This is a genomic window from Methanosarcina sediminis, assembly GCF_052056915.1.
Taxonomy (GTDB): domain Archaea; phylum Halobacteriota; class Methanosarcinia; order Methanosarcinales; family Methanosarcinaceae; genus MTP4.
Genome location: NZ_CP195119.1, coordinates 1,787,303 through 1,813,225, shown reverse-complemented (window position 1 = coordinate 1,813,225; position 25,923 = coordinate 1,787,303). Strand labels below are relative to the sequence as shown.

General features: G+C 46.4%; 22 protein-coding genes. 14 read left to right on the top strand and 8 right to left on the bottom strand.

Annotated features, from left to right (window positions below):
- Positions 1–168 precede the first annotated feature (168 nt).
- From atwA to ACSAZK_RS07640, 9 genes are all read left to right on the top strand, one after another.
- Positions 169–1,782 (top strand): methyl coenzyme M reductase system, component A2, encoded by a 1,614-nt coding sequence (atwA, locus tag ACSAZK_RS07680; RefSeq protein ID WP_440956767.1) that lies wholly within the window; start codon positions 169–171, stop codon positions 1,780–1,782.
- 35 nt (positions 1,783–1,817) lie between these two features.
- Positions 1,818–3,383: a methyl-coenzyme M reductase-associated protein Mmp3 gene (gene mmp3, locus ACSAZK_RS07675; protein ID WP_440956766.1), complete on the top strand. Its 1,566-nt coding sequence runs from the start codon at positions 1,818–1,820 to the stop codon at positions 3,381–3,383.
- Between the two features lie 184 nt (positions 3,384–3,567).
- Positions 3,568–4,011, top strand: a complete 444-nt coding sequence (locus ACSAZK_RS07670; RefSeq protein ID WP_440956765.1) for a methanogenesis marker 6 protein — start codon at positions 3,568–3,570, stop codon at positions 4,009–4,011.
- Positions 4,012–4,017: 6 nt separating this feature from the next.
- Entirely contained in the window at positions 4,018–4,470 is a 453-nt protein-coding gene (locus ACSAZK_RS07665) for a methanogenesis marker 5 protein (RefSeq protein WP_440956764.1), read from the top strand.
- Positions 4,467–5,711 carry a methanogenesis marker 15 protein gene (locus tag ACSAZK_RS07660; RefSeq protein ID WP_440956763.1) on the top strand — a complete coding sequence of 415 codons (1,245 nt, stop codon included), beginning with the start codon at positions 4,467–4,469 and terminating at the stop codon, positions 5,709–5,711. Before ACSAZK_RS07665 ends, ACSAZK_RS07660 begins: the two co-directional genes overlap by 4 nt.
- Positions 5,712–5,717: 6 nt before the next feature.
- The gene (locus tag ACSAZK_RS07655; RefSeq protein ID WP_440956762.1) at positions 5,718–6,323 is read left to right on the top strand and encodes a methanogenesis marker 17 protein; all 606 of its coding nucleotides are present in this window, start codon (positions 5,718–5,720) and stop codon (positions 6,321–6,323) included.
- On the top strand, positions 6,320–7,255 hold the full coding sequence (locus tag ACSAZK_RS07650) for a methanogenesis marker 7 protein (RefSeq protein ID WP_440956761.1): 936 nt from the start codon (positions 6,320–6,322) through the stop codon (positions 7,253–7,255). The genes ACSAZK_RS07655 and ACSAZK_RS07650 overlap by 4 nt, the downstream gene beginning before the upstream one ends.
- Before the next feature lie 129 nt (positions 7,256–7,384).
- Positions 7,385–7,852, top strand: coding sequence for a carboxymuconolactone decarboxylase family protein (locus tag ACSAZK_RS07645; RefSeq protein ID WP_440956760.1), 468 nt, complete (start codon positions 7,385–7,387; stop codon positions 7,850–7,852).
- 226 nt (positions 7,853–8,078) lie between these two features.
- Positions 8,079–8,759, top strand: a complete 681-nt coding sequence (locus ACSAZK_RS07640; RefSeq protein ID WP_440956759.1) for a matrixin family metalloprotease — start codon at positions 8,079–8,081, stop codon at positions 8,757–8,759.
- 294 nt (positions 8,760–9,053) lie between these two features.
- Here ACSAZK_RS07640 and ACSAZK_RS07635 read toward each other — a convergent pair whose 3' ends face one another.
- Positions 9,054–9,491, bottom strand: a complete 438-nt coding sequence (locus ACSAZK_RS07635; protein ID WP_440956758.1) for an NUDIX hydrolase — start codon at positions 9,489–9,491, stop codon at positions 9,054–9,056.
- Between the two features lie 245 nt (positions 9,492–9,736).
- Here ACSAZK_RS07635 and ACSAZK_RS07630 point away from each other — a divergent pair, with 245 nt between their 5' ends.
- The 3 genes from ACSAZK_RS07630 (at position 9,737) to speB (ending at position 13,387) form a co-directional block, all read left to right on the top strand.
- Positions 9,737–11,560 carry an aldehyde ferredoxin oxidoreductase family protein gene (locus ACSAZK_RS07630; protein WP_440956757.1) on the top strand — a complete coding sequence of 608 codons (1,824 nt, stop codon included), beginning with the start codon at positions 9,737–9,739 and terminating at the stop codon, positions 11,558–11,560.
- Positions 11,561–12,018: 458 nt separating this feature from the next.
- A complete protein-coding gene (locus ACSAZK_RS07625) occupies positions 12,019–12,405 on the top strand; it encodes a translation initiation factor IF-5A (RefSeq protein WP_440956756.1) in 387 nt (128 codons plus the stop codon).
- Between the two features lie 112 nt (positions 12,406–12,517).
- The gene (gene speB, locus ACSAZK_RS07620) at positions 12,518–13,387 is read left to right on the top strand and encodes an agmatinase (RefSeq protein WP_440956755.1); all 870 of its coding nucleotides are present in this window, start codon (positions 12,518–12,520) and stop codon (positions 13,385–13,387) included.
- Between the two features lie 314 nt (positions 13,388–13,701).
- On the opposite strand, the gene ACSAZK_RS07615 is transcribed toward speB, so the two are convergent.
- The 5 genes from ACSAZK_RS07615 to ACSAZK_RS07595 form a co-directional block, all read right to left on the bottom strand.
- Positions 13,702–13,878 carry an MM0924 family protein gene (locus ACSAZK_RS07615; protein WP_197076122.1) on the bottom strand — a complete coding sequence of 59 codons (177 nt, stop codon included), beginning with the start codon at positions 13,876–13,878 and terminating at the stop codon, positions 13,702–13,704.
- Between the two features lie 355 nt (positions 13,879–14,233).
- Positions 14,234–14,410 carry an MM0924 family protein gene (locus ACSAZK_RS07610; protein WP_440956754.1) on the bottom strand — a complete coding sequence of 59 codons (177 nt, stop codon included), beginning with the start codon at positions 14,408–14,410 and terminating at the stop codon, positions 14,234–14,236.
- A gap of 717 nt (positions 14,411–15,127) precedes the next feature.
- Positions 15,128–16,213 carry a hypothetical protein gene (locus tag ACSAZK_RS07605; protein ID WP_440956753.1) on the bottom strand — a complete coding sequence of 362 codons (1,086 nt, stop codon included), beginning with the start codon at positions 16,211–16,213 and terminating at the stop codon, positions 15,128–15,130.
- Entirely contained in the window at positions 16,206–16,994 is a 789-nt protein-coding gene (locus tag ACSAZK_RS07600) for a DUF7139 domain-containing protein (RefSeq protein WP_197076124.1), read from the bottom strand. The genes ACSAZK_RS07605 and ACSAZK_RS07600 overlap by 8 nt, the downstream gene beginning before the upstream one ends.
- Positions 16,995–17,388: 394 nt before the next feature.
- The gene (locus ACSAZK_RS07595; protein WP_440956752.1) at positions 17,389–19,380 is read right to left on the bottom strand and encodes a cation:proton antiporter domain-containing protein; all 1,992 of its coding nucleotides are present in this window, start codon (positions 19,378–19,380) and stop codon (positions 17,389–17,391) included.
- Between the two features lie 1,083 nt (positions 19,381–20,463).
- Between ACSAZK_RS07595 and ablA the strand changes: the two genes are divergently transcribed.
- Both ablA and ablB read left to right on the top strand, forming a co-directional pair.
- Entirely contained in the window at positions 20,464–21,720 is a 1,257-nt protein-coding gene (gene ablA, locus ACSAZK_RS07590; RefSeq protein WP_440956751.1) for a lysine 2,3-aminomutase, read from the top strand.
- A gap of 320 nt (positions 21,721–22,040) precedes the next feature.
- Positions 22,041–22,889: a putative beta-lysine N-acetyltransferase gene (gene ablB / locus ACSAZK_RS07585; RefSeq protein WP_440956750.1), complete on the top strand. Its 849-nt coding sequence runs from the start codon at positions 22,041–22,043 to the stop codon at positions 22,887–22,889.
- Positions 22,890–23,038: 149 nt separating this feature from the next.
- Here ablB and ACSAZK_RS07580 read toward each other — a convergent pair whose 3' ends face one another.
- Positions 23,039–23,656 (bottom strand): hypothetical protein, encoded by a 618-nt coding sequence (locus tag ACSAZK_RS07580; protein WP_440956749.1) that lies wholly within the window; start codon positions 23,654–23,656, stop codon positions 23,039–23,041.
- Positions 23,657–23,962: 306 nt separating this feature from the next.
- On the bottom strand, positions 23,963–25,912 hold the full coding sequence (locus ACSAZK_RS07575; protein WP_440956748.1) for a type II secretion system F family protein: 1,950 nt from the start codon (positions 25,910–25,912) through the stop codon (positions 23,963–23,965).
- Positions 25,913–25,923: the final 11 nt, after the last annotated feature.

Sequence of the window (25,923 nt, the reverse complement as noted above, 5' to 3'; positions counted from 1 at the left end):
GTTCATTCTTATGTACTTGTTGCCCAAATGTGTGAAATTATTTATTTATGTTAAAGTACTGGTTCCGTTAGAGCAGTTTCTTTTCAAACTCTTTGGAACCTGCCCCGACAGGCGGGAAAACCCACATTAAAAAATAATTTGCAGCTCATAGTTTGCGGAGGAAAATTCATGTCAATATTTATTGAAGTTAAAAACCTTACTGTAGATTTCGACGGTGTCAAGGCCCTGAAAAATGTAAGTCTTACTATCAATGAAGGAGAAGTTGTCGGAATTCTGGGAAGAAGCGGGTCCGGGAAGACCATCCTCATGCACGTGTTACGAGGGACCGAATCTTTTGACAACATTTCCGGAGAAGTGATCTACCGCCTTGCTCGCTGTGAAAAGTGCGGCTATATCGAACGCCCCAGCAAGGTAGGTCAGAAATGTCCGGTCTGCAGTGAGGAACTCCTGGCTTTTGAAGCGGATTTTGTAAAACTTTCTCTCTATGACCCTCTCAGGAAAGAGATTGCAAAAAGGATTGCGATCATGCTCCAGAGAACCTTTGCCCTCTACGGGGACGAAAGGGTCCTTGTAAATGTCATGAACTCCCTTAACGAAATCGGGTACAAGGGCGAAGACGCCATGAAAAAGGCGGTTGAACTCCTGGAAGAGGTAAACCTGAACCACCGCATGATGCACGTAGCAAGGGAACTTTCCGGGGGCGAAAAGCAGAGAGTGGTGCTTGCCAGGCAGCTCGTCAGAAATCCCCTGATCCTGCTGGCAGACGAGCCCACAGGTACCCTTGACCCGATGACTGCAAAACTGGTTCATGAAGCCATTATGAGGGCAGTTGATAATTATAATATGAGCATGGTATTGACTTCCCACTGGCCCGAGGTAATCGAGCAGCTTGCGGACAAGGCGATTCTGCTCGAAAATGGGGAGGTCACCATGACCGGGGACCCCATTGAAGTCTCCACAGCCTTCATGGAGAGCGCGTCCATGATTAGACAGGATAAGGACGTGATGGTGGGGGACTCAATTATCCGCGTAAGAGACCTTGCAAAGCGCTACATCTCGGTGGACCGCGGAGTTGTCAGGGCAGTGGATAAAATCTCCTTTGACGTAAAAGAAGGCGAAATCTTCGGACTTGTCGGAGTGAGTGGTGCGGGCAAGACGACCACCTCCAAGATCCTCATGGGAATTTTACCCCCTACTGAAGGGGAAGTAGAAGTCCGTGTGGGAGATGAATGGGTGGACATGACCAAGCTGGGCGTGGACAACAAAGGCAGGGCAACCAAGTACATGGGCTTCCTGCATCAGGAATACGGGCTTTACACTCACAGCTCTGTCATTGACAACCTGACTGAGTCCATCAGCCTGGACCTGCCTTTCGAACTTGGGGTAAGGAAAGCGGTTATGACCCTTAAGGCTGCGGGATTCGATGAAGATAAGGCAAAAGCCGTTCTAACCAAGATGACTGATGAACTGAGCGAAGGGGAGCGTCACAGGATTGCACTTGCCCAGGTTCTTATCAAGGAGCCGAGAATCGTGATCATGGATGAGCCTACCGGGACAATGGACCCGATTACAAAGGTTGCAGTCACAAACTCTATCCTCAAAGCCAGAGATGAAATCGGAGAGACTTTCGTTGTCGTCTCCCACGACATGGACTTTGTAAATGAAATCTGCGACCGGGTCGCCCTTATGCGCGATGGAAAGATCGTGGACCTCGGAGTGCCTAATTCCGTACTTTCTCAACTTACGGATGAAGAAAAGCTCAAGGCTGCAGAAGAATTATAAATGTGCTTTCCCCTCTTAGTATAGAAAATACTAAGATGAGGTGCTGGATTACGAGTAAAAAGATTAGCGTAGAGGTGAACGGGCAGCAATTCGAGTTGCCTGAAGGCTCTACACTTGGAGACGCCCTGAAAGTTTCCAATGCTCCCTATAGAGCCGGTACAGCGATCGGAATTTTGAAAATGACCGCTGAAAGGAAATCGGAAGTCATCACTGAATACGCTATCAACACAACGAAAGGGGAATTCAGGATCGAACTTGAAGATTCCGATTCTCCCTCCGGAAAATTATGGGCTGAAAACTTCAAAGAATATGAAGGGAAAAACGTCCATTGGGCAGGTCCGGAAGCTTTGGCTTTCGGGCCTTTTGAAGCCGAATTGAAGCCTGAGCGAGGGCTCAGAGGTTTTGAAGCTTTTGATGTCGTGTTCGGAGCCGGTGGATTCGATCCGGGGAACACACACCTGATCATTTCCAGGAAAAGGCATGCTGCAGAATATGGTACTCCTGAAGAGGGGGTTTTTGCAAAAGTCATAGGTGGAAAAAACTTATTAAATCGGCTTTCAAAAGATGACTCCATTCTGAACATAGAACCGATAATCGAATGGGAACAACTTGCAGAAAAAACCTGCACAGATGACCTTTCAACTTCTATCGAAGACGGGGCAAGCATATTCACTTATTTTGAGATCGAGCTTTCCAGAAATGCCCCTGTGGGTGCAGAGCATTTCTATGCCCTGTCCCGGGAAGGGGTCTTGAAAGTTGACTATGTGGCCAGTTCTTTTATTTCGGATAATTCCCTCCGGGAAGAAATCGCTCCTTACGAAAACTTTGAACCGCGGACAGAAGGTGCCGTTTCGGTCAGGACTGTAGGGTACGGGACAGGAAAGGTCTACATATCAAGAGAGGACAGGCCTTCCAGTCTCGTACACTCTGTCGTAGGGCATGTGACGAAGGGGCTGGAACTGGTGAAACTTGCCGAGAAAGGACAGGAACTTGCGGTAGAGAGCCTTCCGCCTCAGCTTGTCCTTCTGGGGCATAGTTTTGAAGAAGTAGAACCTGTGCTTTCGTCTATAGGGGTGGAACTGGTAAAAGAAGGGTATACAGAAGAAGACGCGGTAATTGTGAGGCAGGAGCCCGCGACCACTCTCGAGATCCTCGGGGATGCTAAAGTTACTGCTTTTGCTGTTCCCGGGTCAAAACTCGTAAAAGTGGAACTCTACCCTGAAAAGGCTCCCAAATCAGTGGACTTTTTCCGCCATTCCCTGGAACTCAAGACAAAAACCGTAGGGCAGTTGCTTGTTAGCATGGTCTATGAAAATACCTACCTTTTCAGGGCCGAGAAAGTAGAAGCCATTAAGTATAAAGAGATCCTGCCCGAAAACAGCCCCCGGGGCAAAGTCCTTGCCGGAGAATTCGGGATCACAAATCAATCGGCAAAGAGGATGGGAAACATCGGGGTAAAACTTGTGGATGACGACCTTTTCGGCCCTACCGGGGAAAAGTTCTCCTCAACAAATATCATTGGCCGGGTTATTGATCCTGAGAAACTGAAGGGCATCAAGGAAGGAGATATAATATACGTAAGTGAAGCTATACGTAAATAAACGTCCTTAAAGTGGGTATATACGTAAATAAATGCCCTCAAAAGTGGATCTATACGTAAATAAACCCGTTTATCAATTCAGTTATGTGAATACAATATCTGCGAGTAGGTTCACGCGTGTGAATTTTATCACAGGCGGATCTCACCGCAGGTAAAGTCTCCCGCAAGCTTAGGAGAGACGGAAAATGACAGACGTTAAACAGGAAGAAATTACAAAGGTCATCGTAATCAGTTCGGATAAGGTGTTGCCTGTAGATGCAGCCATGAAGATTTACGAATCAGAGTTTCCCGTCACGGTAAAGGAAACCTGTTTCGGGCTGATCGTGACCGGGCCTGCTGAAGATGTCCTGATGGTGACGGAAGAAATCCGGAAACTTGATAAAAACCATATTTTCGTTAAGGACAGAGGATTCCCCGCAGGAGACGAACGGCGCTGCCGTGCATCCCGGGGTGGAGGGCCGAGGCCCGGATTTCATTTCCTCAGGGAAGAAGTGCGGATGCTCCCTGCCATAGGAGCTGCCCTTGAAGAACTGGAGGCAAAAGGACCCGTGAGAGAAAGCCCGACGAAAAAGGACAAACTTAAGGTATCAGAGTTAGAACGGATCATTGAAGCGGAATTTGCGAGGTGAGTGTTTTTGGCAAAAGTTTTCATTTATCCTGTAAACAGTCTTATCCTGGCTGACCTGGTGGAGCGCTTCGGGCACAAGCCCCTTGCCGTAATGAACCAGGTGCGCGAAAAAGTTACGAACATAAGCCTTGACTCACCTCCTGTCAATATCACTCCCGAAGACCCGAAAGTCGGGCTTCGCTATGCTGCAGTTGAGGTCCCTCCCGGGGTAAGAGGGAGGATGGCCCTTATAGGGCCCCTTATCGAAGACGCGGAAGCAGCAATAATCGTTTCTGACCCTCCGACTGACTTTGGTTGTGTGGGCTGCAACCGCTCAAACGAACTTATGAAGTACCTTGTCCGTTCGAAAGACATCCCCATCCTTGAGCTCAGGTACCCTGAAACCGAAGAGTCCGCCCAGGAATTCGTATACAAAATCGCAGCTTTCCTGGATGCACTGTCAGGGGAGGTAGAAAAATGAGTGAGGAACTCGAAACCGTCAAAATAGCGCTGGTATCTTGCGGCTCCGAATATTCGGGTGTCCAGCCTGAATTTGAAGCTGCTGCCGCCGAAGTAAACGCAAAGTTCGTGTTCCCTGAAATTGATGTCGCAGGCCTGGACAACATGGGAAAGGAGTTCGGGCTTGAGGTGGCCAGCGGGGATCTCCTGCTAATGATGGCCAGGGCAAAAGCCGTTGTAGAAGGCACAACCCACGTGGACGGGGTTTTTATTACCACCTGTTTCCGCTGTGCTGAAGGGGCGATTGTTCGAAACGAAGTCCGAAGGTATATCCACAAGCACTCGGATATCCCGGTAATCAGTTATTCCTTCACCGAAAGGACCACTGCCGGAACCCTGTTAACAAGGCTGGAAGCCCTGACAACTGTTGCCAGGCGCAGACATCTCCTGGCAAGGGAGGTTCAGACAGGCCTGACCGCAGGCATTGACTCGGGTTCCACCACGACCAAAGCCGTGGTCATGAGAGACAACGAGGTCATCGGGTCAGGCTGGGTGCCTACCACTAAAGTCCTGGAAAGTGCCGACGAAGCGTATTCCCTTGCCCTTGAAGAAGCAGGGGTTTCCAGGGACGAAATCCAGGCCCTCGGGACCACAGGTTACGGGCGTTTCCTGATTGGAAAACATTTCAATGCTCAGTTGATTCAGGAAGAAATCACGGTAAACTCCAAGGGAGCGGTCTATCTTGCAGACTGCCAGAAAGGCCCTGCAACTGTCATTGATATTGGCGGGATGGACAACAAGGCGATCTCCGTGGACGACGGAATACCCGGTATGTTTACCATGGGAGGGATCTGTGCCGGAGCTTCGGGGCGTTTCTTTGAGATGATCTCAAAACGCCTGGGAGTGGACATCACGGAACTCGGAGCCCTTGCAGTTAAAGGCATGCAGGAAAACGTAACCATGAACAGTTACTGTATAGTCTTCGGGATCCAGTCCCTGGTAAACTCCCTTGCCAAGGGGGCTGTCCCGGAAGATGTTGCTGCTGCAGCCTGTTACAGTGTGGTCGAGCAGATCTTTGAACAGCAGCTCCAGGAAGTGGACGTAAAAGAACCCCTCATCCTGGTCGGGGGCTCGTCCCTGATCGAGGGAGTCCCGAAAGCTCTCGGAGACCTTCTCAAGATCGACGTCCTTGTGCCAAAGAACTCTCATCTGATAGGGGCAGTAGGGGCGGCCTTGCTTGCTTCCGGCTATGTGGAGGAGTGAAGTGGCATGGATGCGCTTGAGACCTTTATTGTTGAATCGGCAATTGATTCGGAAACGGCTTTTTACCGGCAGATTATCGAGGATAACCTCTCGAGTCTCAAGCTCGGGCCGGCAATAGGGAGAATAAAAGTTGTGCTGCGGCCGGAAGACTCCCTCTTCCAGATGGCAATCATTCTCCGGGATGTAGGCACGAAGGTCACAACCCTTGATATGGCTGACGTGGAAGCAAAAACAGGAGCTTCCCACGAGGTTGTTATCTCGATCAAAAAAGAACGGTATATCCCGGCCCTTCTCAAGAAACTCTGGGCACGCCACGGGAAGGCTAACATCAGGCAGCCTGATCGCTGGACTGTGGCCGTGGACTCGGACAATCCCCAGGAAGAAGCCGAGTTTATCGGAAAGATGATCGTGGCCGATCCCAGGCACACCCTGCACGAAGACCTTGTGGACTTTGCAATCCGGGTGACCCCCGAAGGGTTCAGGGTTCGCTATCACCTGTTCAAAGGCAACCGTTTTGTCTTCGTGGCATCCGAAGAAGCCATGGATAGGGAATGGATCGAAGAAGCAGGAGCAATGCTTGAAGAATTAATGGCAGGAGGGAAAACAAAATGACGTCTATATTCCTCCCCTATCTTTACACCGGCGGGGTTCATAAGCACGGGCTTATTCTGGAACTGCTGGAAGATCTTGGAGGATACATAATCCAGAAAGTTGTTACCGGGACCGAAGTCAACCTTATCATGCTCATTCCCGAGAAAGACGTGCACCTGGTAAAGGAGCTTTCAAAGGAGTTGCTCGGGGTCCTGCTCGAGGCTTCCCTTACGGGAGTTGAAATAGCAGTTGTTTCTCCCACTCTTGCCTCTCATCACCTTCCTCACTCTGCCTGCGATGTGGCAGAGTACCTCCGTCATCCCGGAGCCAATACCAATATGATCGGGCTTGCCAGGGGGATGGGGCGAAGAGTTTCCCTGTCCATGGATTACGAGAGAAAGCTGATCAATGAACATGACATTGCGGTGTTCACTTTCGGGTCTTTCAGTGACTGCATTATAAATAAGAAACCCAAACTCTTTGAGGGTATCGAGATCCCTATTGTGGTCACAGGAGGCCCGTACCTGAAGACCGAAGACGTTCCCGGAGCAGACCTTTACGTTGGGGGCATAGGCAGGGTTTCCCACCGACTCAGGCAAAAAAATGAAACCGATGCTCTGGATGCGCTCAACGAGGGAGTAGGAAAGGTCGCAGACAAGATCCGAAAGCAGCTTGCAAAAGATCCCCTTGCCATTTTGCCGGCCAGGGTTATGAAGGAAATCGAAAACCAGGTCCCTGCAATCAACAGGGTGCTTTCTCCGGCTCCTATTACCATGCAGCTGAATGGACTCAGGGTCAAACTGCCATATGATGAATACCATGAGAGGCTCGAAAACCTGGAGTTCGATGAAGGGGTCGTACTTTCGGAACTTGCAAATATTTCCCGGTCAAAAATGAAAAATTATATATTGATAAAGATCAAATCTAAATCTGACGTTGGTTTTGCAATTTGACCCGGATTTTGCCCACTTTACATTTTTTTTGGGTTTGTGTATTCACTCATCCTTTAATTCGTAAAGCCGGGAACTTAAAGTGACATTCTGAATCCGGCTTTAGCATCGAATGCATGCTGGTGGTTTCGTATGGAACTGGAAGACATTGTGGAAATTTTAAAAAAGGATCCTGATAACGCTGTCCCCGAACTCCTTGCTGATGTCAAGAAACAGTACGGTGAAGTTCCTTATATCATGAATTTTATGAAAGATATGCCGGAAATCTTCATCCCGAAAACTCTCTATGACAATTCAATCATGCGGGAATTCAAGAACCTCGACCCCGAAACCGTGGAACTTATTTCCATAGGGGTGGCCTCCGCCCTTCGCTGTGAGCACTGCCTGAAGATGCATATCAGGATCGCAAAAAGAAAAGGCATCCCTAAAGAAAGTGTTTTTTCTGCAATACTGATCGGTGCTTCCCTTTCGAATGCCGCCGTGCTTGCCGAAAGTACAAGGGCCCTGGCATCCGAGTTCGAAGGCGAGGATAAAGAAAAAGACCGGTGTTGCGACCCTAACTGCGAAGTCTGTAATATTTCCGGAGCACATCTTGAATAATAAATCGGGAAGAAACCTCTCTCCTGATAATTCTTTTTTGAATCTGGTCGGGCAAACCCACATCCTTTCCGACCCGGTCGGAATAACTCGTGTTAGAGCAAGCTTTGTGAGAATGATCAATTAGAAGAGGTCAACTAACCTTAGATCCTTACTTGTTCAATAAGTTTGATCAATCACTTATTTATTATGAAGAGCCGTCTGTATTAATTGAAACCTTATGCCTCAAATGAAATTACTGCGTATAACACTATTGCTGCTTCTTGTTTTATCTTTCACCCCCGCAGCTTGCGCATATAGCTATGAAAGAATCCTTGATGAGCCGTGGGACCATTCTCCTATCACGGTTTTTATCGATGATGAAAACGTGCCTCTCCACTACAGCCCAACCTACTACACACAGGTAGAAAAATCCCTGGAGTACTGGGAAGAAGGAGGCAACGGGAAACTGGCTTATACGCCTGTTTTTGAGTTCACGGACTCCGAAAAAGCCGACATCAGAATCCGCTGGGTCGAAAACCTGGAAAATGTCGAGGGTGCACCTGCAGGAGTGGCAGGGTATGCAAAGCCGCATCTTGTGAACGGGCGATTTGTGCGGGTGGACATTGTCCTGGAAGTCGGGAACTATCAGGGCAGGGGCTGGCGCCAGTACGGGGATGGAACAATGCTCGCCATCTCAAAGCACGAACTCGGACATGCGCTTGGGCTCGGGCACAGCGATGACCCCCGTGATATAATGTACCCTGAATACGAACTGCGGGACGATGTAAACCCACTTCTCCTCAGCAAGTATGCCTCTTTGCTTCGCACAGGAGCCCTGGCAGCCCTTGTGGCCCTTCTTTTTCTGGGTATAAGCTGGCGTTCCAGCAGGAAAAAAAGAAAGAAACTTGAAGATAAATACCTGAAATGAAATTTCTGAAATGGAATTGCTAAATGAAATCTCTGAAATGGAATTCCCTAAATGAAATTTCTGAAATGGAATGTCTGAAATGAAATCTCTGAAATGAAATCTCTGAAATGGAATGTCTGAAATGAAATCTCTGAAATGAAATCTCTGAAATGAAATCTCTGAAATGGAATTCCCTAAATGGAATTCCTTGATATGAAATACCTTGATATGAAATACCTTGATATGAAATGCCCTAAATGAAATGTCTGAAATGAAATAACTCAGGGTAGGGTGCGAAGTAATTCTGTAAAAGAGTTAAACGGAGGATCCTGAAGCTTCAAGGTTTTCTATGGCATGCTCCTTGAAGAAATTCCTGAAATAGTGGGGAAGAGCTTCCATTTCCACTATCTTTTCCAGAGGGGTCCAGGCGTACTCCATGTGTTCATAACTCAACTGCACGTCTGTCATATTGAACCCACCGTCATAGACAATGGCAATAACTTTTTTTGCTGGGAGCTCGAAAGTCACCTCTCCTGCAATTTCCCCCGGATTGATCGATATCCCGGTTTCTTCCTGGACCTCCCTTGCAACTGCTTCTTTCAAGGTTTCCCCTCGATCCACCTTTCCCCCCGGAAGGTCCCATTTTCCCGGGTTTGTGCGGGAATTTTCCGAACGCCTGAGCAGCAGATACTCTCCTTTCTCATTACGGACAAGGGCATAGACTGAAATGACGTAAGGTTTCTTGAGTTCCATACCTTAATATTTAAGGTTCCCCTGTTTTAAAGGCTGGCTTATTCAATATTTTTACATTCTTTGTAACTCTATTTTTTAACTCTTTCATATTTATTTTTTATTTTTTTCATTTTCAACTTTATTTTGATTTTTAAGGGTTTCTTTCAGAGGCGGGGAGGACAAGCATTTAAAATGGGAGGCTGCATAGGATAATAAAAATCCGGGGAAAGGAAAGTATTACCGGAAAAAAATGAAGGGGATTTGACATGGAAAACTGGACAGGAAAAACCGTACACGTTGACCTGAGTTCTGAATCGATAAGGACTTCCCGGACAGATGGGGAGCTACAGGACAAATTCCTGGGTGGTAGAGGGCTCGGGGTGAAACTGCTCTTCGACCTTACAGATCCCGGGGCTGATCCCCTTGGTCCGGAAAACCCCCTTATCTTTACTTCAGGGCCGCTGACAGGACTTGCTCCCATGGCAGGGCGTTTTGTCCTTACCTCGAAATCCCCTCTCACCGGTACCGTGTTCAGCTGGAATGCCGGAGGAAATTTCGGACAGGAACTGAAAAAAGAGGGCATTGATGCTCTTGTAGTCACAGGAAAGGCTAAAAAGCCGGTCTATATTGAGCTCGGGGAAGGAAATGTTGCGATCAAAAATGCAGGAAAACTCTGGGGGAAAAATACGGAAGAATGTACCGAAATTCTGGGTAGAAAGGGAAGCGTTGCCTGTATAGGCAGGGCAGGAGAAAAACTTGTAAGGATATCTTCTTTCGTATGTGATTCCATTCACAGCGGGCGCGGGGGTTTAGGGGCCGTAGCAGGCTCCAAAATGCTAAAAGCAGTTGTTGTAAAAGGCAAGGGTAGTAAGGGTGAAGAAGGTGAGGGCAAAGGGTTTACGCCAGCAGATCCTGAGGGCTTCAAAGAAGCGGAATCAAAGGTTTTGAAACTTTTTGAGGCAAACCCCGTACTGTCCAAAGGGCTGGCAAACTACGGGACCCCGGTGCTCGTTAAACTGCTCAATTACCTGGGCCTTATCCCCTGCAGGAACTTTTTAAAGAGGGGCACAGTGATTGCGGACCGGCTATCGGGAGAATATATCAGAGCCGGATTCGAGCTTGAAAAAGAAAGCTGTCCTGCCTGTCCCCTGGGCTGCATGCACAGGATCAAATCCACAAAACAGCTGGTCCCGGGCTACGACGGGCTCTGGGCATTCGGGTTAAACCTGGAAAACCCGGACTTTGAATCCGTGCTCAGGGCAAGCCGCATCTGCACGGACTACGGGCTTGACCCCGTATCTGCAGGTTCCGTCCTCGGGGCTTATGCGGAAATCGAGTCCTGCGTCCTCGATTCCCTGAAAATCGAAACCCTCCTTCTCGAAATCGGGGAGGGACAAAGTGAATTTGGGATGGGGGCTCTGGAGTACCTCTCTTCGAGAGGCAGGAAAGAGCTCAGTATGGCTGTGAAAGGGCTTGAAATGGCTGGCTTTGACCCCCGGGGGATCAGGGGGCAGGCCCTCGCCTATGCGACATCTCCTCATGGGGCCGATTACCTGACAGCCTTTATGGTTGGTCCCGAAGTGCTTGGAAAACCCCTTGGCCTTGACCGCCTGAGCCTGAGCGGGAAAGCAGGTCTCCTGCAGGTCTTTGAAAACCTGACAGCGGTGCTTGACTCCCTTTCCCTCTGCCCTTATTCGGTCTTTGCCCTGAACGAAGGGACCTGTTCCGACCTTCTGTTATCCGCTGCAGGAAAGCAGCTTTCCCCGGCAGAACTCCTGAAAATAGGGGAGAGGATCTGGAACCTCGAGAGGCTGTTCAACCTGAAAGCAGGATTCACTCGGGCAGATGATACCCTTCCGGAAAGGCTTCTGGAAAATTGCGGAATAATAGGGGGATGTAAAAGAAATGGTGATGAAGAAGGAGATAGAAATGTAGCTCCGGAAGGAAATGTAACTCGGGAGGGAAAAGGAACCGGGATCCCCTTGCCTGAGTTTGAAGCTGCCCTTCTGGAATACTATCATTTCAGGGGATGGGATGATGATGGGGTACCTTTGGTTCGAAAACTGGAGGAGCTGGGACTCAGGAGTTGATGGGAACATTCATGGAGATGAACAGAACACTCTCCGGGCTCGGAACCGCTGACTTCTTGAAATAACGATCTTTTACATAAATTCCGGGTTTTTGTCCTCAAAATGCCGGGAATTTTCCGAAAATCCGGAGGGATTTCTCCTGAATTCCCTGCAATTTTTCCGGGAGACAGATTAATAACGGGGTCTCTCGCATAAGCATTATATAGTCTAGGATAATTAATCGTATTAGTTTTGACCCGTTTCCGGTTTAGATGGACCCCGGGTTTCCGTTACATTGCCTTTAAACTGTCACAAAAGGCATGTAAATACATAATGATAAGGATGAAATCAGGGCAGCATGTCTGTAAAAAGCCCTGCACAGAAAGCCTCTGTCGGGCATCTCCCTTGAAAAGTCCCACAGCGGCGTTTACGTTAACCAATTTAACCGTTACATTGCGAAATTTAAAGGAAGAATCATCATGAAAGAACAGGTAGAAGTTAAGAACCTCAAAGAAGGCAAATACGTAATCATCGACGATGAAGCATGCGTCATCAAGAGCATCTCCAAGTCCAAACCCGGGAAACACGGGGCAGCCAAGGCAAGGGTCGAAGCAATCGGACTTTTTGACGGCCAGAAGCGCTCCTTCATAGGGTCCGTTGCAAACAAGATCTACGTGCCCATCGTGGAAAGGAAGAACGCTCAGGTCCTCTCAATCACCGGAGATGTAGCCCAGCTCATGGACATGGCGGACTTTACGACTTTCGAGGTCACAATCCCCGAGGACTTAAAGGAAAAGATCAAGGAAGGAGAGGAAGTCTCCTACATCACCGCTCTTGGTAAGATCAAGTTCGACATCAGGACATAATATTCCGGAAAAGAATAATGAAAAACTCAGGTTTTTATCAACCTGAGCCTCTCTTTTTTATTAACGTAATTTTATTCGTATATTTATCAGCATTATTTAGGTAGATCAGAACATGTTTTTTCCCAATACCTTTGTGGACTCCCTTGCAGATTATGAGTCCGCACGCTATGTAATCTTCGGGGTGCCCTTTGACAACACCTCCTCGTACAGGGCGGGAAGCCGCTGGGCTCCGGACGCAATGCGCCAGGCTTCTGCAAACTTTGAAAGCTACAACCCCACCTTCGATATTGATCTTGCGGACCTCCTCATCCACGATGCAGGAAACCTCGATACTTCGGCATCTGTTGACGAAACCCTGCAGGACCTTTATGAAGATACAAAAGATCTCCTTTCCGATGGGAAACTGCCCATCATGCTTGGAGGCGAACATTCCCTTAGCTTTGCAACGGTAAAGGCCTGTGCAGAGTCAGCAGGGGACGACTTCGGGGTCCTTGTCTTGGACGCTCACTTCGACCTCCGGGAAGAGTACCGTGGCTTCAAGCACAACCACGCCTGCGTTTCAAGGAACATCCTTTCGGAAGTCTCGAAAAACCTCGTATCAATCGGGGTCCGCAGCGGCCCGGAGGATGAATGGGTCTTTGCAAAGGAAAACAAGCTGAAATATTACACTGCCGATGACGTGGAAGCAATCGGCATGGTCGAAGTCCTGAAAGAAGCCCTGGAATGGCTGGACTGCTCCCGACTCTATCTTTCTCTGGACATGGACGCCCTCGACCCTGCATATGCTCCAGGGCTCGGAACTCCGGAACCTTTCGGTCTGAGTGCCCGGGATGTAAGGACCGCAGTCAGGACTCTTGCCCCCTTCTCAATGGCTTTTGACATAGTGGAAATTGCCCCTGAATATGATTCCGGACAGACAGCAATGCTGGGCACAAAACTCATGCGGGAATTTATCGCAGCCCACGCTGCAAGTCACAGGTAAACATAATATGAAGGCCCAGGCGCGGGTCCGAAAAAAGTTAAGTCTAAAAGTCAAGTCTAAATGTCAAGTCTAAATGTCAAGTCTAAAAGTTAAGTCTGAAAGTTAAATGCAAAAACTACAGTCAAAAATACTGAAATTTAAAATCGGTAGGAAAAGAACGAAGCTTCTTAACTTCGTGGCTTTTCCACTTCAAGCATAATCTCTTGAAAATACCTGTTATCTCCAGGTGAGATTTATTTTCTTCTTGAGAGATTCTGCCTATTTTTCTCATCAGGTTTTACACATGCCTTGCTCTTCAGCAAATCTCAGACCGATCATGCGCGCCAGAGGGCGATGATCTTGTCGATGGCTATGTGGGTATACTTGTCACCCTTTACAAGAGTGAGCACGTTGTCTGCGCAGGCTTCGACTTTTCCGTTGAAAACGTCGGGACCGCCACAGTAGACATCAATTACTTCACCGAGATGGTGTTCTACGATAAAGGACTGCATTGCTTTACACCTCTTAGATTTCTTCTGTATATTCTTCCATGTATCGGAGTTTTATCCGTTACGTTCATTTTTCGTTTCTCTGCCCTTCCGCACATTTCGCGTCGGCTTAATGGTGGCGTTTTTGCACCTGTTAGCTGCTCTTTATAGGGTTGGCATTCCGGTCGATTTCCTGGAAACCCGTTTTCCCTTCTGTTTTCCTTTATATCTGTGCAGTTTCGGCGCTGGGAACTTGCCTGCCTTACCTGTACTCAAAAAAAATCGAAAACCTTAAATTATACTATCATTAAGTACTTTCAGGGATCCGTGAAATCCCCTTTGTATTGAAATTGTACCTTTTGCTAGCGACTTTATGGGATCACTGCGCCCATATGGCTATGACCTTATCAATGGCTATATGGGTATGTTTCCCATCTTTTTCGAGAGTAAGTACGTTATCTGCACAGGCTTCTATGTTTCCTCTGAATACGTCCGGTCCGCCACAGTAAACATCTACGACCTTGTTGAGGTAATGCTCCACTATAAATGACTGCATCTCGTTTTTTCCTCCGGTATATACATTTTTTACGGAATGCGGCAACTACTGTAAATCTACAGGTGCCTGTAATTTTAATTATCAAACTCATTCCTTATAAATTTGTTTAAAAACTAAATTTGATTTTCGGGGTGCAATGCCCTCTTCTATTCATTGGAAGGTTCTCTTTAGTGCCTGGAAATCTGTTTCCAGCGCACGCTGTTGTTTACCTGTAAAATCGAAAGAATAATATATACACGATTCTGTTCAGGTTTATTTGCGTTGGTAGACTCGGGAAAGTTAAGTTTACTTTAAAAAAAGACAGAATGACCATATTTTTGAAAAATCAGGTTAAAAATATGCACGTTGTTGGGGAAACTATTTGTAGTGTCTCTTTTTCCCCTCCCGTGTCAGGGCACTTCAAGCGAGTAAACAAAAACTTTTTACAGGGGAAAATATTTTTTCCCTGGATGGATTTTTGATTATTTTTTGTCTACTTTTTTCTTTTGAATTTCTATCCGGAAAAACTTCTCAATTTCCAGCTTCCTCATAAAGTAAGATATCTTCAATTCATACTTCAAAGAGTCGGGTAAGTTTGTTCAGGCACATCGCGGCCATGCTCACAAATATGACACCTATCGCAAGTACCTGATCCGGAAATACATAAATGGAACTAAAAAAGAGATTAAGAAGAGGGGCTTTTACCCTTCTTCAAATGTTTGTAATGGTTCTACCTGTTCAGTCTTCTTCTTCAGATCCTACTGGCTCTGCCATCTGAGACTGGGATATGGCGGAGTTGGCTTCCGGGGCAAGGCTCGCCTCTTTTGTGAGAGCGGCAATCAGACAGCCTCTGGCAATTGCGTAGATCGGGTCTCTGGAGTCGCCACCGTTTGAGGAGCTTATATACCTGGTCTTCCTGACGCTGGAAATCCTTATCGGCAGGTCTGCTTGTGCCAGCCTCTTTTCAAACATATCAACAAAGCCCTTGGCCCTGGTGCTCCCGCCGGCGATTGCGACCTGGAACTCTGCATCAGGAGGTGCGGTCTCGGAGAGTTTGCGCTTGAGATGCTGGAGGACATAGGTCAAGAGGGCATCGTAGTAGACGGCAAGGGCTCCCTGAACGCTTCCGATCTCGTACTGAGATCCAATGGCGAAGTCTGTTTCCTTTATTGCGGTGATCCTTTCCTTTGCCATCCCGGTTGCGATTGCCACCTGTTCGTCTATCCAGTCGCCGCCGCGGGCAATGCTGAAAGAGACAATAGGGGTTGCCATGTAAGCCACGGTGACGTTTGTCATTCCGGCCCCTATGCTTACCCCGACACCGGTGAAGTTGGATTCGCTGAGGTCGGAGTAGACCACTGAAAGTCCTTCATCGATCAGGTAAGTGTTGTAACCTAGCTGCTTTGCAAGTGCCTCTACGGTTTTGCTGTGGTAGAGCACATTGAGCTGGTTGTCCACGGGGTTTGCAGGGACGGAAATGTACGCGATTTCACCCTTCTTTTCAGGAGCTCCAAGTACCCTTTCGATGATAACTTTGATCATCGAGATGGATTCCTTTTCCTCGGGGCTGATGATACCTTGCTTCATAGGTCTTCTGATGCTTTTGTTGAAAACATTGGAAAACTTGAAGGCATCCTCCCCGAGGATATTAAGGTTGTTTCCTCGGTGGGTGTAAAGTACCTTTCCATTGTCAAGCATGTGCTTTGTCAGGTCGTTGGATTCCATTTCAAGGAATGCATTTCTCTGTTGCGCAAAGGAAATCGAGCCGTCCCCTTTGTCCGCACAAATAATGTTCATGGTTCCTACATCAAGTCCTTTAGCCATTTTTGTGCCTCTTGAACATCTTCATTTTACTACTGAATATGCCTTTCTTATTGCTACTTTGCGTAGCCGGATCTGTATTGATGGCCTGAGCAAGCAGCATTGATGCCGAATCAAGCCCATCATCGCTAACTTTTAGCTTTCCGCTTCTTGCAAGCCGCAAGCTTTCAACTTCTGAAATGTCGTCCTTGACAACAATCCTCTTTTCTTCTGAGTCAGTAAGTGCTTTTCCGAGAATAAAGTCATAATCTTCTTTTTTAATTCCCAGGTCAAAACTTGAAAAACCGTCTCTTTCGGATAGGGATTCTTCAAGGGTTCTCTGGACCTCTCTTTCGATCTCTTCTTCACTATACTTCTGCGTATTTTCGGCTTTCTTCTCAAAAAGTTGTCTTGCTCTCTCTTCAATCTGATTCAAAACCGAGTTCGCAAAGGCGTTTCCTGCGAGCAAGCAGGTCCCTGCGACATAGGTGCCTGCTACGTAGGTAACGTTTGGATAGTGCCAGCCGCCGGGATAGAGCATAAGAAAAGCTCCTACCCCTACAAAATTGAGGACAAGCCCTCCTCCAATCACATAGTAGTGGTACTCCTTTGGTTCCTTGATCATCAGGTTAATACCTGTAAGGATGAGGGATAATCCTAAACCCATGGAACTATAGGTTACGATCACCCCCGGATCAGATCTAGTGAGGTGTACGGAGAGAGCATAAACAATGCCCGCTAACGCCAGAAGAAATCCTGAAAGCATGGTCACAGACGAAAAATAGTGGCTTAATTTTGATTTCATCGTATCCACTATGTAAAATAGTGAATGTAGATAAATATGTTTTGGTTTTTTTACTAAGACACTTTCACATATTTAAAATTTAGTTCGAAGCCTTACTATTTGAAAAAATACGCATTCTTCCGCTCTCATATATCGACATATGCTAAATCCATCTTCGTTTCGTATCTCCGCTCCACCCTCATATCCTTTGATTTACTGTGCAAGTTTTCACTGAAAACCATCTTATTTAAACACATAAGTCTTGAAATAAAAGGAAGAACTTATATAGAATTATCTTTAGAAAGATATCTCCTCTTAAAGATCCCATATTATTTATATATTTTTTAAAGTTCCTAAATTTTTCTGGGGTAAAAATTCATCTTGAAAAAAATCACCTGATTGTCAGCTGGTCTGCTTACTTCTTTCCGGCAAACAAAGTCTCAAATTCTTCTATTTTTTCGGGAGGGCTGATGATGAGCAGTAGGTCGCCCGAATTAAGTACGGTTTCAGCTTTCAAGTCCGGAATTATCCTGTGATCTCTGGAGATGGCAAGGACTGATACCCCATATTTTTTCCGGATATCAAGTTCTCCCAGGGATTTTCCTGCAGCCTGCGAACCTTCCTCCAGCCTTACACTTCGAATTTCCACATCGGCAAAATCGAGAGCAAGGTCACAGATCCCTGTCCTGCGAATTCCGGGACTGCGGAGCATCCGGTAATGGTCGGCACGAAGTTCGGAACTGAGGTTTTCGATCTCATTTTCCGGGACAAGGTATTTGTTAAGCACTCGTGAAAAGAGTTCTATTGAACTTTCAAACTCGTCCGAGATAACATCGTCAGCCCCAAGCGAGTAAATCCGGTCCAGTTCGTTCAGGAAATGGGTTCTTGCAATGACATGTACGAAGGGGTTATGCCTCCTTATTACCTCAATGATCCTGCGAGTACTGACAGGGTCACCTGAAGTAATAACCACGGCTCTTGCAGTTTTAATGCCCGCGTGTTCCAGCACGGCTTCCTGGGCTGCATCCCCATAAAGAATAGGCTCTCCCTTCAGTTTTTCCTGTCTGACGGTCTCCGGGTTAATATCGATCACCTGGTAGGGAATCAAAGCCTCCCGGGCAGCGGTTGCGACATTTTTCCCATTGATCCCGAAGCCGATTATGATCAGGTGGTTTTCAGGCCTTTTTTCAGCTTTTCCTTTCTCCAGTTCCCCATACCTGCCGTGTTTCAGCCATTCAGGCAGCGAAAGTCTTTGTGAAAAAGCCGCAACTCGGTGCCCCATTCCCATGGAAAAAGGGGTCAGGACCATGGAAAGCACTGTAACGGCAAGAAAATCCTGATATACTTCCGGCGAGATCAGCCCATTTGCAAATCCCACATTTGCTGTAATCAGCGAAAACTCCCCTACCTGTGATAGGGAAAAACCGACAAGGAGCATTGTATGGAGAGGGAATCCTATAAGAAAAGTTGCCAGGGCATTTATGAAAGTTTTCAGGAAAATCACAATCAAGGTCGCTCCTATGACAAGAATGAGGTGCTCTTTCAATAAATCCAGGTTGAGGAGCATCCCTATGGAAATGAAAAATATGCTCATGAACATGTCCCTGAAAGGGATGACATTTCCAAGAGCCTGGGCTGAATATTCGGATTCCGATATGATGAGCCCTGCAAGGAAAGCTCCGAGGGCGAGGGAGAGCCCGGCCAGAGAGGTCAGCCAGGCAACGGAAAGCCCGATTACCACAACACTAAGCAGGAAGAGCTCACTGTTGCGTGTTTTTGCCACCTGGTACATAACTGAGGGCACAACAAAGCGGGCACTTATGAAAGTGAGCAGGATGAGTCCCAGTCCCCGGAAAATGAGCTCAATGAAAACATTTCCGGAGGCCTGTGTTCCTGCAAGAAACGGAGTCAGAATGATGATCACCACTGCAGCAATGTCCTGGAAGATCAGGATCCCGAGTGCAATTCTTCCGTGAGTGCTGTATATTTCCCCTTTTTCCTGCAGAAGTTTCAGAACGATTGCCGTGCTGCTGAGGGCTATCAGAAACCCCATAAAAAGGGCCTCTTCCGGAGGATAAGCTACGAAGAAATAAAAGAATAAAGCAACGGCAAGCGAAGTTATAAAACCCTGAAGCCCTCCTCCGAGCAGCACTATTTTCCGGATTTGCAGAAGATCGCTCAGGGAAAATTCGATCCCTATAGTAAAAAGCAGGAGTACTACTCCTATTTCAGCCAGGAGTTCAATTTCTTCTCCCGACGTAATCAGCCCCAGGCCAAAAGGTCCGGCCAGGATTCCTGCTATTAAAAAACCAACGAGAGGGGCAATCTTCAAACGGGAAAATGTATAGACTACCGGAATCGAAAGTCCAAAAATTATCAATAGGTCCTTGAGCAGAAGAAAAGTCATCACTTATAGATTGATTTTCAATTAATTATAATATGGCATCAATACCTGAATCCAAAATTTAATTAAAATGAACTTGAATTCATATCTAATACATCTTAACTAATTGTGTAACTTATATATTGGATAAATTATTCAAAATTAAACTCATGTCTGATGTAATTCCTATGTACCATACTTTGATGAAATGTAATCCCTGTGGTACTTTTTCGGAATATAATTCCGGTGAAATATAATTTATGTGATATACTGTTGGATGAAATCTAATCTCAGGCGTTGTTTCCCTATTTGATTGCCGGTTTAATGTGCCTGAAAAAGTTCATATAAGGGAGTTTGTCCGACTTTCACAGATCCTGTATATTTTAAAGCGATAAAAATAAGAATCCTCAGTTTTTTTAATTTTTATAAACAATCAAAGGGGCATGAAGGGATTTATTCCCGATTCATCCCTGATAATTTGACTATTTTTCGCTTAATTTGGTCTAAAAAAATTTAGTTAGAATCCATTCTGTTTAACAGGAGTATTTTGGGATCAATTGGAGTTAATGGGAGTATTATGCATATAATTGGGTTTTATTTGGACATTATATGATTGCTTTGAAATAATGGAGTAATTTGAAGATTACTTGAATATAATGGGGACTTCTGAAGATTAATCATTTTTAATTGGAGTATTTTAAGATCGTTTGTGGGTAATGGGGGTATTTTAATATTCTTTGCAAATATAGGGGGTATTTTAATGTTCTTTGTAGATAATGGGTGTATTTGGGGATTAATTTGAGTTAATTGGCTCATTTTATAATTAATTGTGGGTAAAAGATGTATTTTAATATCTCTTCTGTCTAATAAGGGCTTTTCAGAATCCAGTGTAAATAAAAGGTGCTTTTAATTATTTCTTTTTGAAAAATAAGCAATAATATTCCTCTATTTGGTAAAAAACTATATATCATATGTATTTAATGATTATATGGCCGATTTAAAACCTATTTTCTTTAACAGAAGTCGGAAAGATACAATATTTGTAATTAATATTTTTGGGGATTTTAAGGTTTAATTCACTTTCCGACTCTCACTTGAGGTTCTATTGTGAAGTCAATAATCAAAGAAATTTATGGTGTAAATGATGAAGTATATTCAGATTGGAAATGGCAGTATAAACACCGTATTACGACAGTTGAAGAGCTTGATAAATTAATATCTCTTTCAGATCTCGAAAAAGAGGATATAAAGGAGGCTCTTGAAGTATTTCCCATGGCGATTTCTCCCTACTATGCCTCCCTTATGGATCCCAATGATCCGACGTGTCCTATCAGACTGCAGGCGATTCCTCAGGCAGCCGAACTCCAGACCTTTGCCTGGGAGTTTGAGGACCCGCTATGTGAAGATGCGGATTCTCCTTCGGAAAAGAGTTGCATCACCCACAGGTATCCGGACAGGGTTCTCTTTCTCATTTCAAACCGTTGTGGGATGTACTGCCGGCACTGCACAAGAAAGAGGAGAGTGGGGAATCGCGAATGCGACTTTTCCGAGAGGATGATCCGGGAAGGAATCGAATACGTAAGAGAGCACAGGGAAGTCAGGGACGTGTTGCTTTCCGGAGGTGATGCTCTTCTTGTTTCCGATGAGAGGCTCGACTGGCTTCTGGACGAATTATTTTCAATCCCTCATGTGGAGATTGTAAGAATCGGGTCAAGAGTGCCTGTTACCCTCCCCCAGAGGGTAACCCCTGAACTGTGCAATATCCTGAAAAAGTATCCTTCTGTTTGGTTAAATACCCATTTCAACCACCCGAAGGAAGTCACCCCTGAATCAACAAAAGCCATCGAAATGCTTGCAGATGCAGGAGTGCCCCTGGGCAACCAGTCCGTTCTCCTGAGGGGAGTGAACGACTGTCCCTTCATTATCAAGAACCTGTGTCAGGAAATGCTCAAAATAAGGATCAGGCCTTATTACCTTTACCAGTGTGACCTGTCCTACGGGCTTGAGCACTTCAGGACAACAGTTTCCAAGGGCATAGAGATCATGGAGATGCTGAGAGGGCATACCTCAGGGCTTGCGGTCCCTACTTTTGTAGTGGATGCTCCCGGAGGCGGGGGGAAGATCCCGGTGGGTCCGAATTACCTGATTTCAAGTTCGGATACGAAGGTCACTCTCAGGAATTATGAAGGTGTCATCTGCGTATACCCGGAGCCTGAGTACAAAGGGGAATGCCCCGAAAAGTGCCAGATATGTGACGACCATCCTAAGCTTAAGAACCAGATCGGGGTTGCAAAGCTTTACGACGACGAGAACAATACCATTGCCCTTGAACCCGAAGGACTCGACCGAAAAAATCGCTTCTAAAATGACTGAGAAGCATCTAAATAACTCTCTAAGAATACATTCATTTCTAAATCTGCAAAAACAAAGGGGGCTAAATAATCCTCTTTTTCGGTTTTTGGATGCTCAACCACCGAGATACTCAACCACTGAGATACTCAACCACTGAGGCGCTGAACTTTTTAGATGTTCAAGTTTTGAACATTTACCTTTTATAATAAACACCGGCTTTAAAATGCGCCAGCCACAAATCCGAGGAGGAATTTTTTATCGAAAAACAAACACCTTTAACCCTAAATAAGGAAGACGAACTTCCGGGATACTGGAAAAAAACAATACTCAAAATGCCGGGCCTTTCAGCAGACCTTGTGATTGATTATTACAACAGAAGAATTAAAGTAATGAACTTCAGGGGGCCTTTCGAGGTTCTGAACCCTTTCCTTAAAGAACTTGCAGATCTGGAAAAGATGGGGAAAATCATCGTATACACTCCTTCAAGAGAAGTGCATGCCCTTGAAGCTTGCGGATATGAAAAAGAAGGTATGATTACAGGTTATTTTGCCGGGGAAGACTGTCACATCTTTTCTACATTTCCGGAAAAATCCAGAAAGGAATCTCCCTTTCCCAAAAAAAAAGACCGGATAGTAGAAGAATGCCTTAAAAAATCCGGATCCCGGGAAAAAAATGGGGAACGCAGGGTCATGAACACAAAAATAAACACCCTTCCTGAAGGCTATGTCCTCAGGCCCGCAGATGAGGCCGATGTCCCTGCAATGGCTGCCCTGTATTCCCGGGGATTTCAGCTATACCCGAGCCCCCTTCATAAGGAAAGCTATCTGCTGGAAGCTATGGGTTCGGGGGTCTTCTACCTGGTGATCGAAAAAAGGGGAAAAATCGTGAGTCTGGCATCTGCGGAAACGGAGCCTTCCATGAAAAACGCCGAATTAACCGACTGCCTCACAATTCCGGAAGAAAGGGGAAAAGGGCACATTAAATCGCTTATTCTGAGCCTTGAAAATGAACTTGCGGCCCGAAATTTTAAAAGCCTCTACACCCTGTGCAGGGCTCCCTCTCCCGGAATCAACGGGGCTTTTTCTTCCCTGGGTTATGCCTATACCGGCAGGCTTGTAAACAACTGTAAGATCATGGAAGGGTTTGAGGACATGAACATCTGGTGCAAACTGCTCCGGTAAATAATGAGGTTCTGAAATGGTTAATTTCCTCTAAATGGTTCACATCCGATAAGTGGTTGAAGTCTGGAAATGATTAAGGTCCTGAAAGGATGCGGTTCGGAAAAGGGCCTGTCCGGGTAAATAAATTTAGAACTTTGGCAGGAAGCTTTTCAGGGGATGTTTCGTATCTGGTTTTCAAGCTGGTCGGCAACATTCTTTGCCGTTTCTTCGGCAAGGTGCTTCCTGTAGGCTTTTATGGATACGATGCCTTTCGTGGTATCCTGCAGTTCAAGTTCCCCATCAACCAGTTTTTTTCCTTCTCCTGATCCGGTATTTCTGAATGCTACGGTAACGTTTCCTTCCTTAAATTTTTCAAAATACTGGGTGTCTTCTCCGTTGGAGGTGTAGAAATACATAATTTCAAGGCTTGAAGAAGCATAAACCGGCGTATATAGTCCTTCGGAGTCCCTGACATTTACCAGCAGGGCCTGGGAATCATACTTTTCCTTGAAGGTTTCTGCCTCCTCCACATCCATCCCTGCTTTTTCCAGTTCTGCCCTGATTTTTTCCCGGATAAATCCCGAAAGGGCTTCGTCACCTTCCACATAGAGATAGATCCTGCCCGGAAAGTCTACTTGAGTCTCTCCTGTAGAGTAAGCCGCTATTCGGGAATTTGCCCTGGTTTCGCTCTTTGCAGCCTTAAAATCCAGAACAAAAAACGAAGAAAGGACTACTGCCAGGATGAGTGCGGCAAGAAGTATTTTTTTCGTGTTTGTATCTTCTCCCATACTCTTTAAGTTAAAAGTTCATTTTTTAAAAAAGAATCGGGTAAAATGAGATTCGGTCTTTTATAGTACATGTCTAAAAAGAAGTGGGGGAATAAGCGAAATAAATCTCGCATAAAAATCGCACCTCTGAGTAATCACACCTCTGAGTAATCACACCTCTGAGTAATCACACCTCTGAGTAATCACACCTCTGAGTAATCACACCTCTGAGTAATCACACCTCTGAGTAATCACACCTCTGAGTAATCACACCTCTGAGTAATCACACCTCTGATAAATGAGAAATTCCGGAAAAGTTCCGGAGTTTCAGAGAAACACGATGAACAGCACATAGGCTAAGGTCATCATGCCAAGGGAGTACTTGAGCCCCGATGGGAGGCTTCCTGATCCCATTTTTCCGGCTACAAGCCCGGAACCGAAGCCCTGGAGGAGGGCTGCGTGGAAGAAGAGCATGGTGTATTCGTTCAGGTCGAAGCCACCCATGGACATTGCCGGGTTGCTGGACCCGTCCAGGGCAGGGAGGAAGAAAGCCGCAAGCACGTATACGATGACCAGGAAGACGCAGAAGGTCACGAAGATGATGAAAACGTAGATGAACATCTCGGCAGAACGTTCTTTTTTCAGGTTTTTCTGGACATCGGAATCTTCCGCAACGATGCTTATTACCTCGTGGATGTTTCCTGTGGACTCGCTGGCCTGGGCAATGAGAGTCATGCTGCGGCGGGTAAGATTGGTCCGGATACGGGATTCAAAGCGCTTCAGGGCATTTACCATATTTGAGTTCCAGCGGATATCTTCAACCATTCTTTTAATCTCAGGTTTTAGCCGGCCCATGTTTGACTGGGCGGTAATGGCAATGGCATCAGCTAGCAAAATTCCGGTCCCGTTGATGCTTGAAAGCCTTTTGAGAAACTCTGGCACCTGCTCTTCGATCTGCCTGATCTTCCTGACTTCAAGTTCGTGGAAGATGATGTAAGGGATGAAGAGGATGAGGAGGCTCACGTATATGTGGTCGTCCAGAGCCGATGCAATTTCTATGAATCCTCCGTAGTAAGGGCTGTTCTTCAGGTATGCGGAGATAAAATACCCAAATGTGAGGGGGGCGCTCACGACAAAAGCATACAGGGGTTTCTGGATCATTGCCCGGATAGGGTGAAAGAGGGTGTTTTTGATCCGGAAGAGTTTTTCATAAAACTCTATTTTCTTCATCAGCTCAAGGTCATGTTCCGTTTCCGGTTTTACCCTGACGTCACTGTAAGAATCGGGTTTGGTCCGGGTAATGATTTCCTCAGGCAGTTTTTCGGCATCTCCGGTAAGCATGTCCAGAAAAATAAGGAAAATGACTGTTCCGAAGGGAATTGCCCCATATACCAGGAGGTAGAGTTTGGTGGGACCCCCGTTATCTATAAGGTTCATCACCACAAGAATTATCATAAGGAAAAGGGGACCCACGACAAACACGGTGATGTATACCTCAGCTAGCAGCCCCAGGGTTTCAAGGAAACGCTTGTGAGCTTTGTTGGCTTCAGACTTGTAATGCTCTGTCTTATTTTTCAAATAGAGGGTTACATCTCCTCCACTTGAAACGATGGAAATAAGCCCGTCGACCAGGTCCTTGAAATGTTCGGAAGGCGTCCTGTCGGCCGCATCCCAGAGGGAGTCCTGCAGGTCTTTTCCGAAATACTCCATGTCCCGGATAATGTTTCCGAACTCCCTGGAAGTGTTCCCGTAAAGGTGGGCATGCTCCGCCAGGGATTTCATGATATCAAAAATCGTCATCCCGCCCCCACGCTGCAGAACATAGAGGAATGCGGTCGCGTGAGGCATGACGTCATTGATTGCCCTTTTCCTGTTATCGGCTTTCATGGGGGGGTAGCTCATGATTAGCCCGTAGGTGAGGGCCGCGAGCAGCAGAAAAAGCAAAATTCCTCCTACAAAAGTGAGGAGAAGGGGGAGATGGGCTTCAATAAATCCGGGAGTTTCAACAGCCCGGGTAACCCTCGAAGAAATGTGCAAAGTGGAAACTATGGATTCGGGAGTTACGCCCTTGAACAGCAGTCGGCCCAGAAAGAGACCTATAAACCCTCCAAAAAAACCCGCAAGCAGGGAATACAGGACTGCTGTAGATACGTACTGCTCTACAGGAAGGGGGATTTGTGCCTGCCTTAACTTAACCCTGAACATCGAGAAACGGTCTTCATATTCAAGGATTTTTGCCCCAAAAATTCGGAAGGCAAAGGTATCAATAGCGCTCATGCCACCGCCAC

Coding starts and splice junctions, on each gene's coding strand:
- ACSAZK_RS07660 (WP_440956763.1), top strand. CDS start 4,467: ATGAGTGAGGAACTCGAAACCGTCAAAATAGCGCTGGTATCTTGCGGC.
- ACSAZK_RS07655 (WP_440956762.1), top strand. CDS start 5,718: ATGGATGCGCTTGAGACCTTTATTGTTGAATCGGCAATTGATTCGGAA.
- mmp3 (WP_440956766.1), top strand. CDS start 1,818: ATGAGGTGCTGGATTACGAGTAAAAAGATTAGCGTAGAGGTGAACGGG.
- ACSAZK_RS07640 (WP_440956759.1), top strand. CDS start 8,079: ATGAAATTACTGCGTATAACACTATTGCTGCTTCTTGTTTTATCTTTC.
- ACSAZK_RS07580 (WP_440956749.1), bottom strand. CDS start 23,656: ATGGGAGAAGATACAAACACGAAAAAAATACTTCTTGCCGCACTCATC.
- ACSAZK_RS07600 (WP_197076124.1), bottom strand. CDS start 16,994: ATGAAATCAAAATTAAGCCACTATTTTTCGTCTGTGACCATGCTTTCA.
- ablB (WP_440956750.1), top strand. CDS start 22,041: ATGCCGGGCCTTTCAGCAGACCTTGTGATTGATTATTACAACAGAAGA.
- atwA (WP_440956767.1), top strand. CDS start 169: ATGTCAATATTTATTGAAGTTAAAAACCTTACTGTAGATTTCGACGGT.
- ACSAZK_RS07670 (WP_440956765.1), top strand. CDS start 3,568: ATGACAGACGTTAAACAGGAAGAAATTACAAAGGTCATCGTAATCAGT.
- ACSAZK_RS07630 (WP_440956757.1), top strand. CDS start 9,737: ATGGAAAACTGGACAGGAAAAACCGTACACGTTGACCTGAGTTCTGAA.
- speB (WP_440956755.1), top strand. CDS start 12,518: ATGTTTTTTCCCAATACCTTTGTGGACTCCCTTGCAGATTATGAGTCC.
- ACSAZK_RS07605 (WP_440956753.1), bottom strand. CDS start 16,213: ATGGCTAAAGGACTTGATGTAGGAACCATGAACATTATTTGTGCGGAC.
- ACSAZK_RS07575 (WP_440956748.1), bottom strand. CDS start 25,912: ATGAGCGCTATTGATACCTTTGCCTTCCGAATTTTTGGGGCAAAAATC.
- ACSAZK_RS07615 (WP_197076122.1), bottom strand. CDS start 13,878: ATGCAGTCCTTTATCGTAGAACACCATCTCGGTGAAGTAATTGATGTC.
- ACSAZK_RS07635 (WP_440956758.1), bottom strand. CDS start 9,491: ATGGAACTCAAGAAACCTTACGTCATTTCAGTCTATGCCCTTGTCCGT.
- ACSAZK_RS07625 (WP_440956756.1), top strand. CDS start 12,019: ATGAAAGAACAGGTAGAAGTTAAGAACCTCAAAGAAGGCAAATACGTA.
- ACSAZK_RS07610 (WP_440956754.1), bottom strand. CDS start 14,410: ATGCAGTCATTTATAGTGGAGCATTACCTCAACAAGGTCGTAGATGTT.
- ACSAZK_RS07595 (WP_440956752.1), bottom strand. CDS start 19,380: ATGACTTTTCTTCTGCTCAAGGACCTATTGATAATTTTTGGACTTTCG.
- ACSAZK_RS07645 (WP_440956760.1), top strand. CDS start 7,385: ATGGAACTGGAAGACATTGTGGAAATTTTAAAAAAGGATCCTGATAAC.
- ACSAZK_RS07650 (WP_440956761.1), top strand. CDS start 6,320: ATGACGTCTATATTCCTCCCCTATCTTTACACCGGCGGGGTTCATAAG.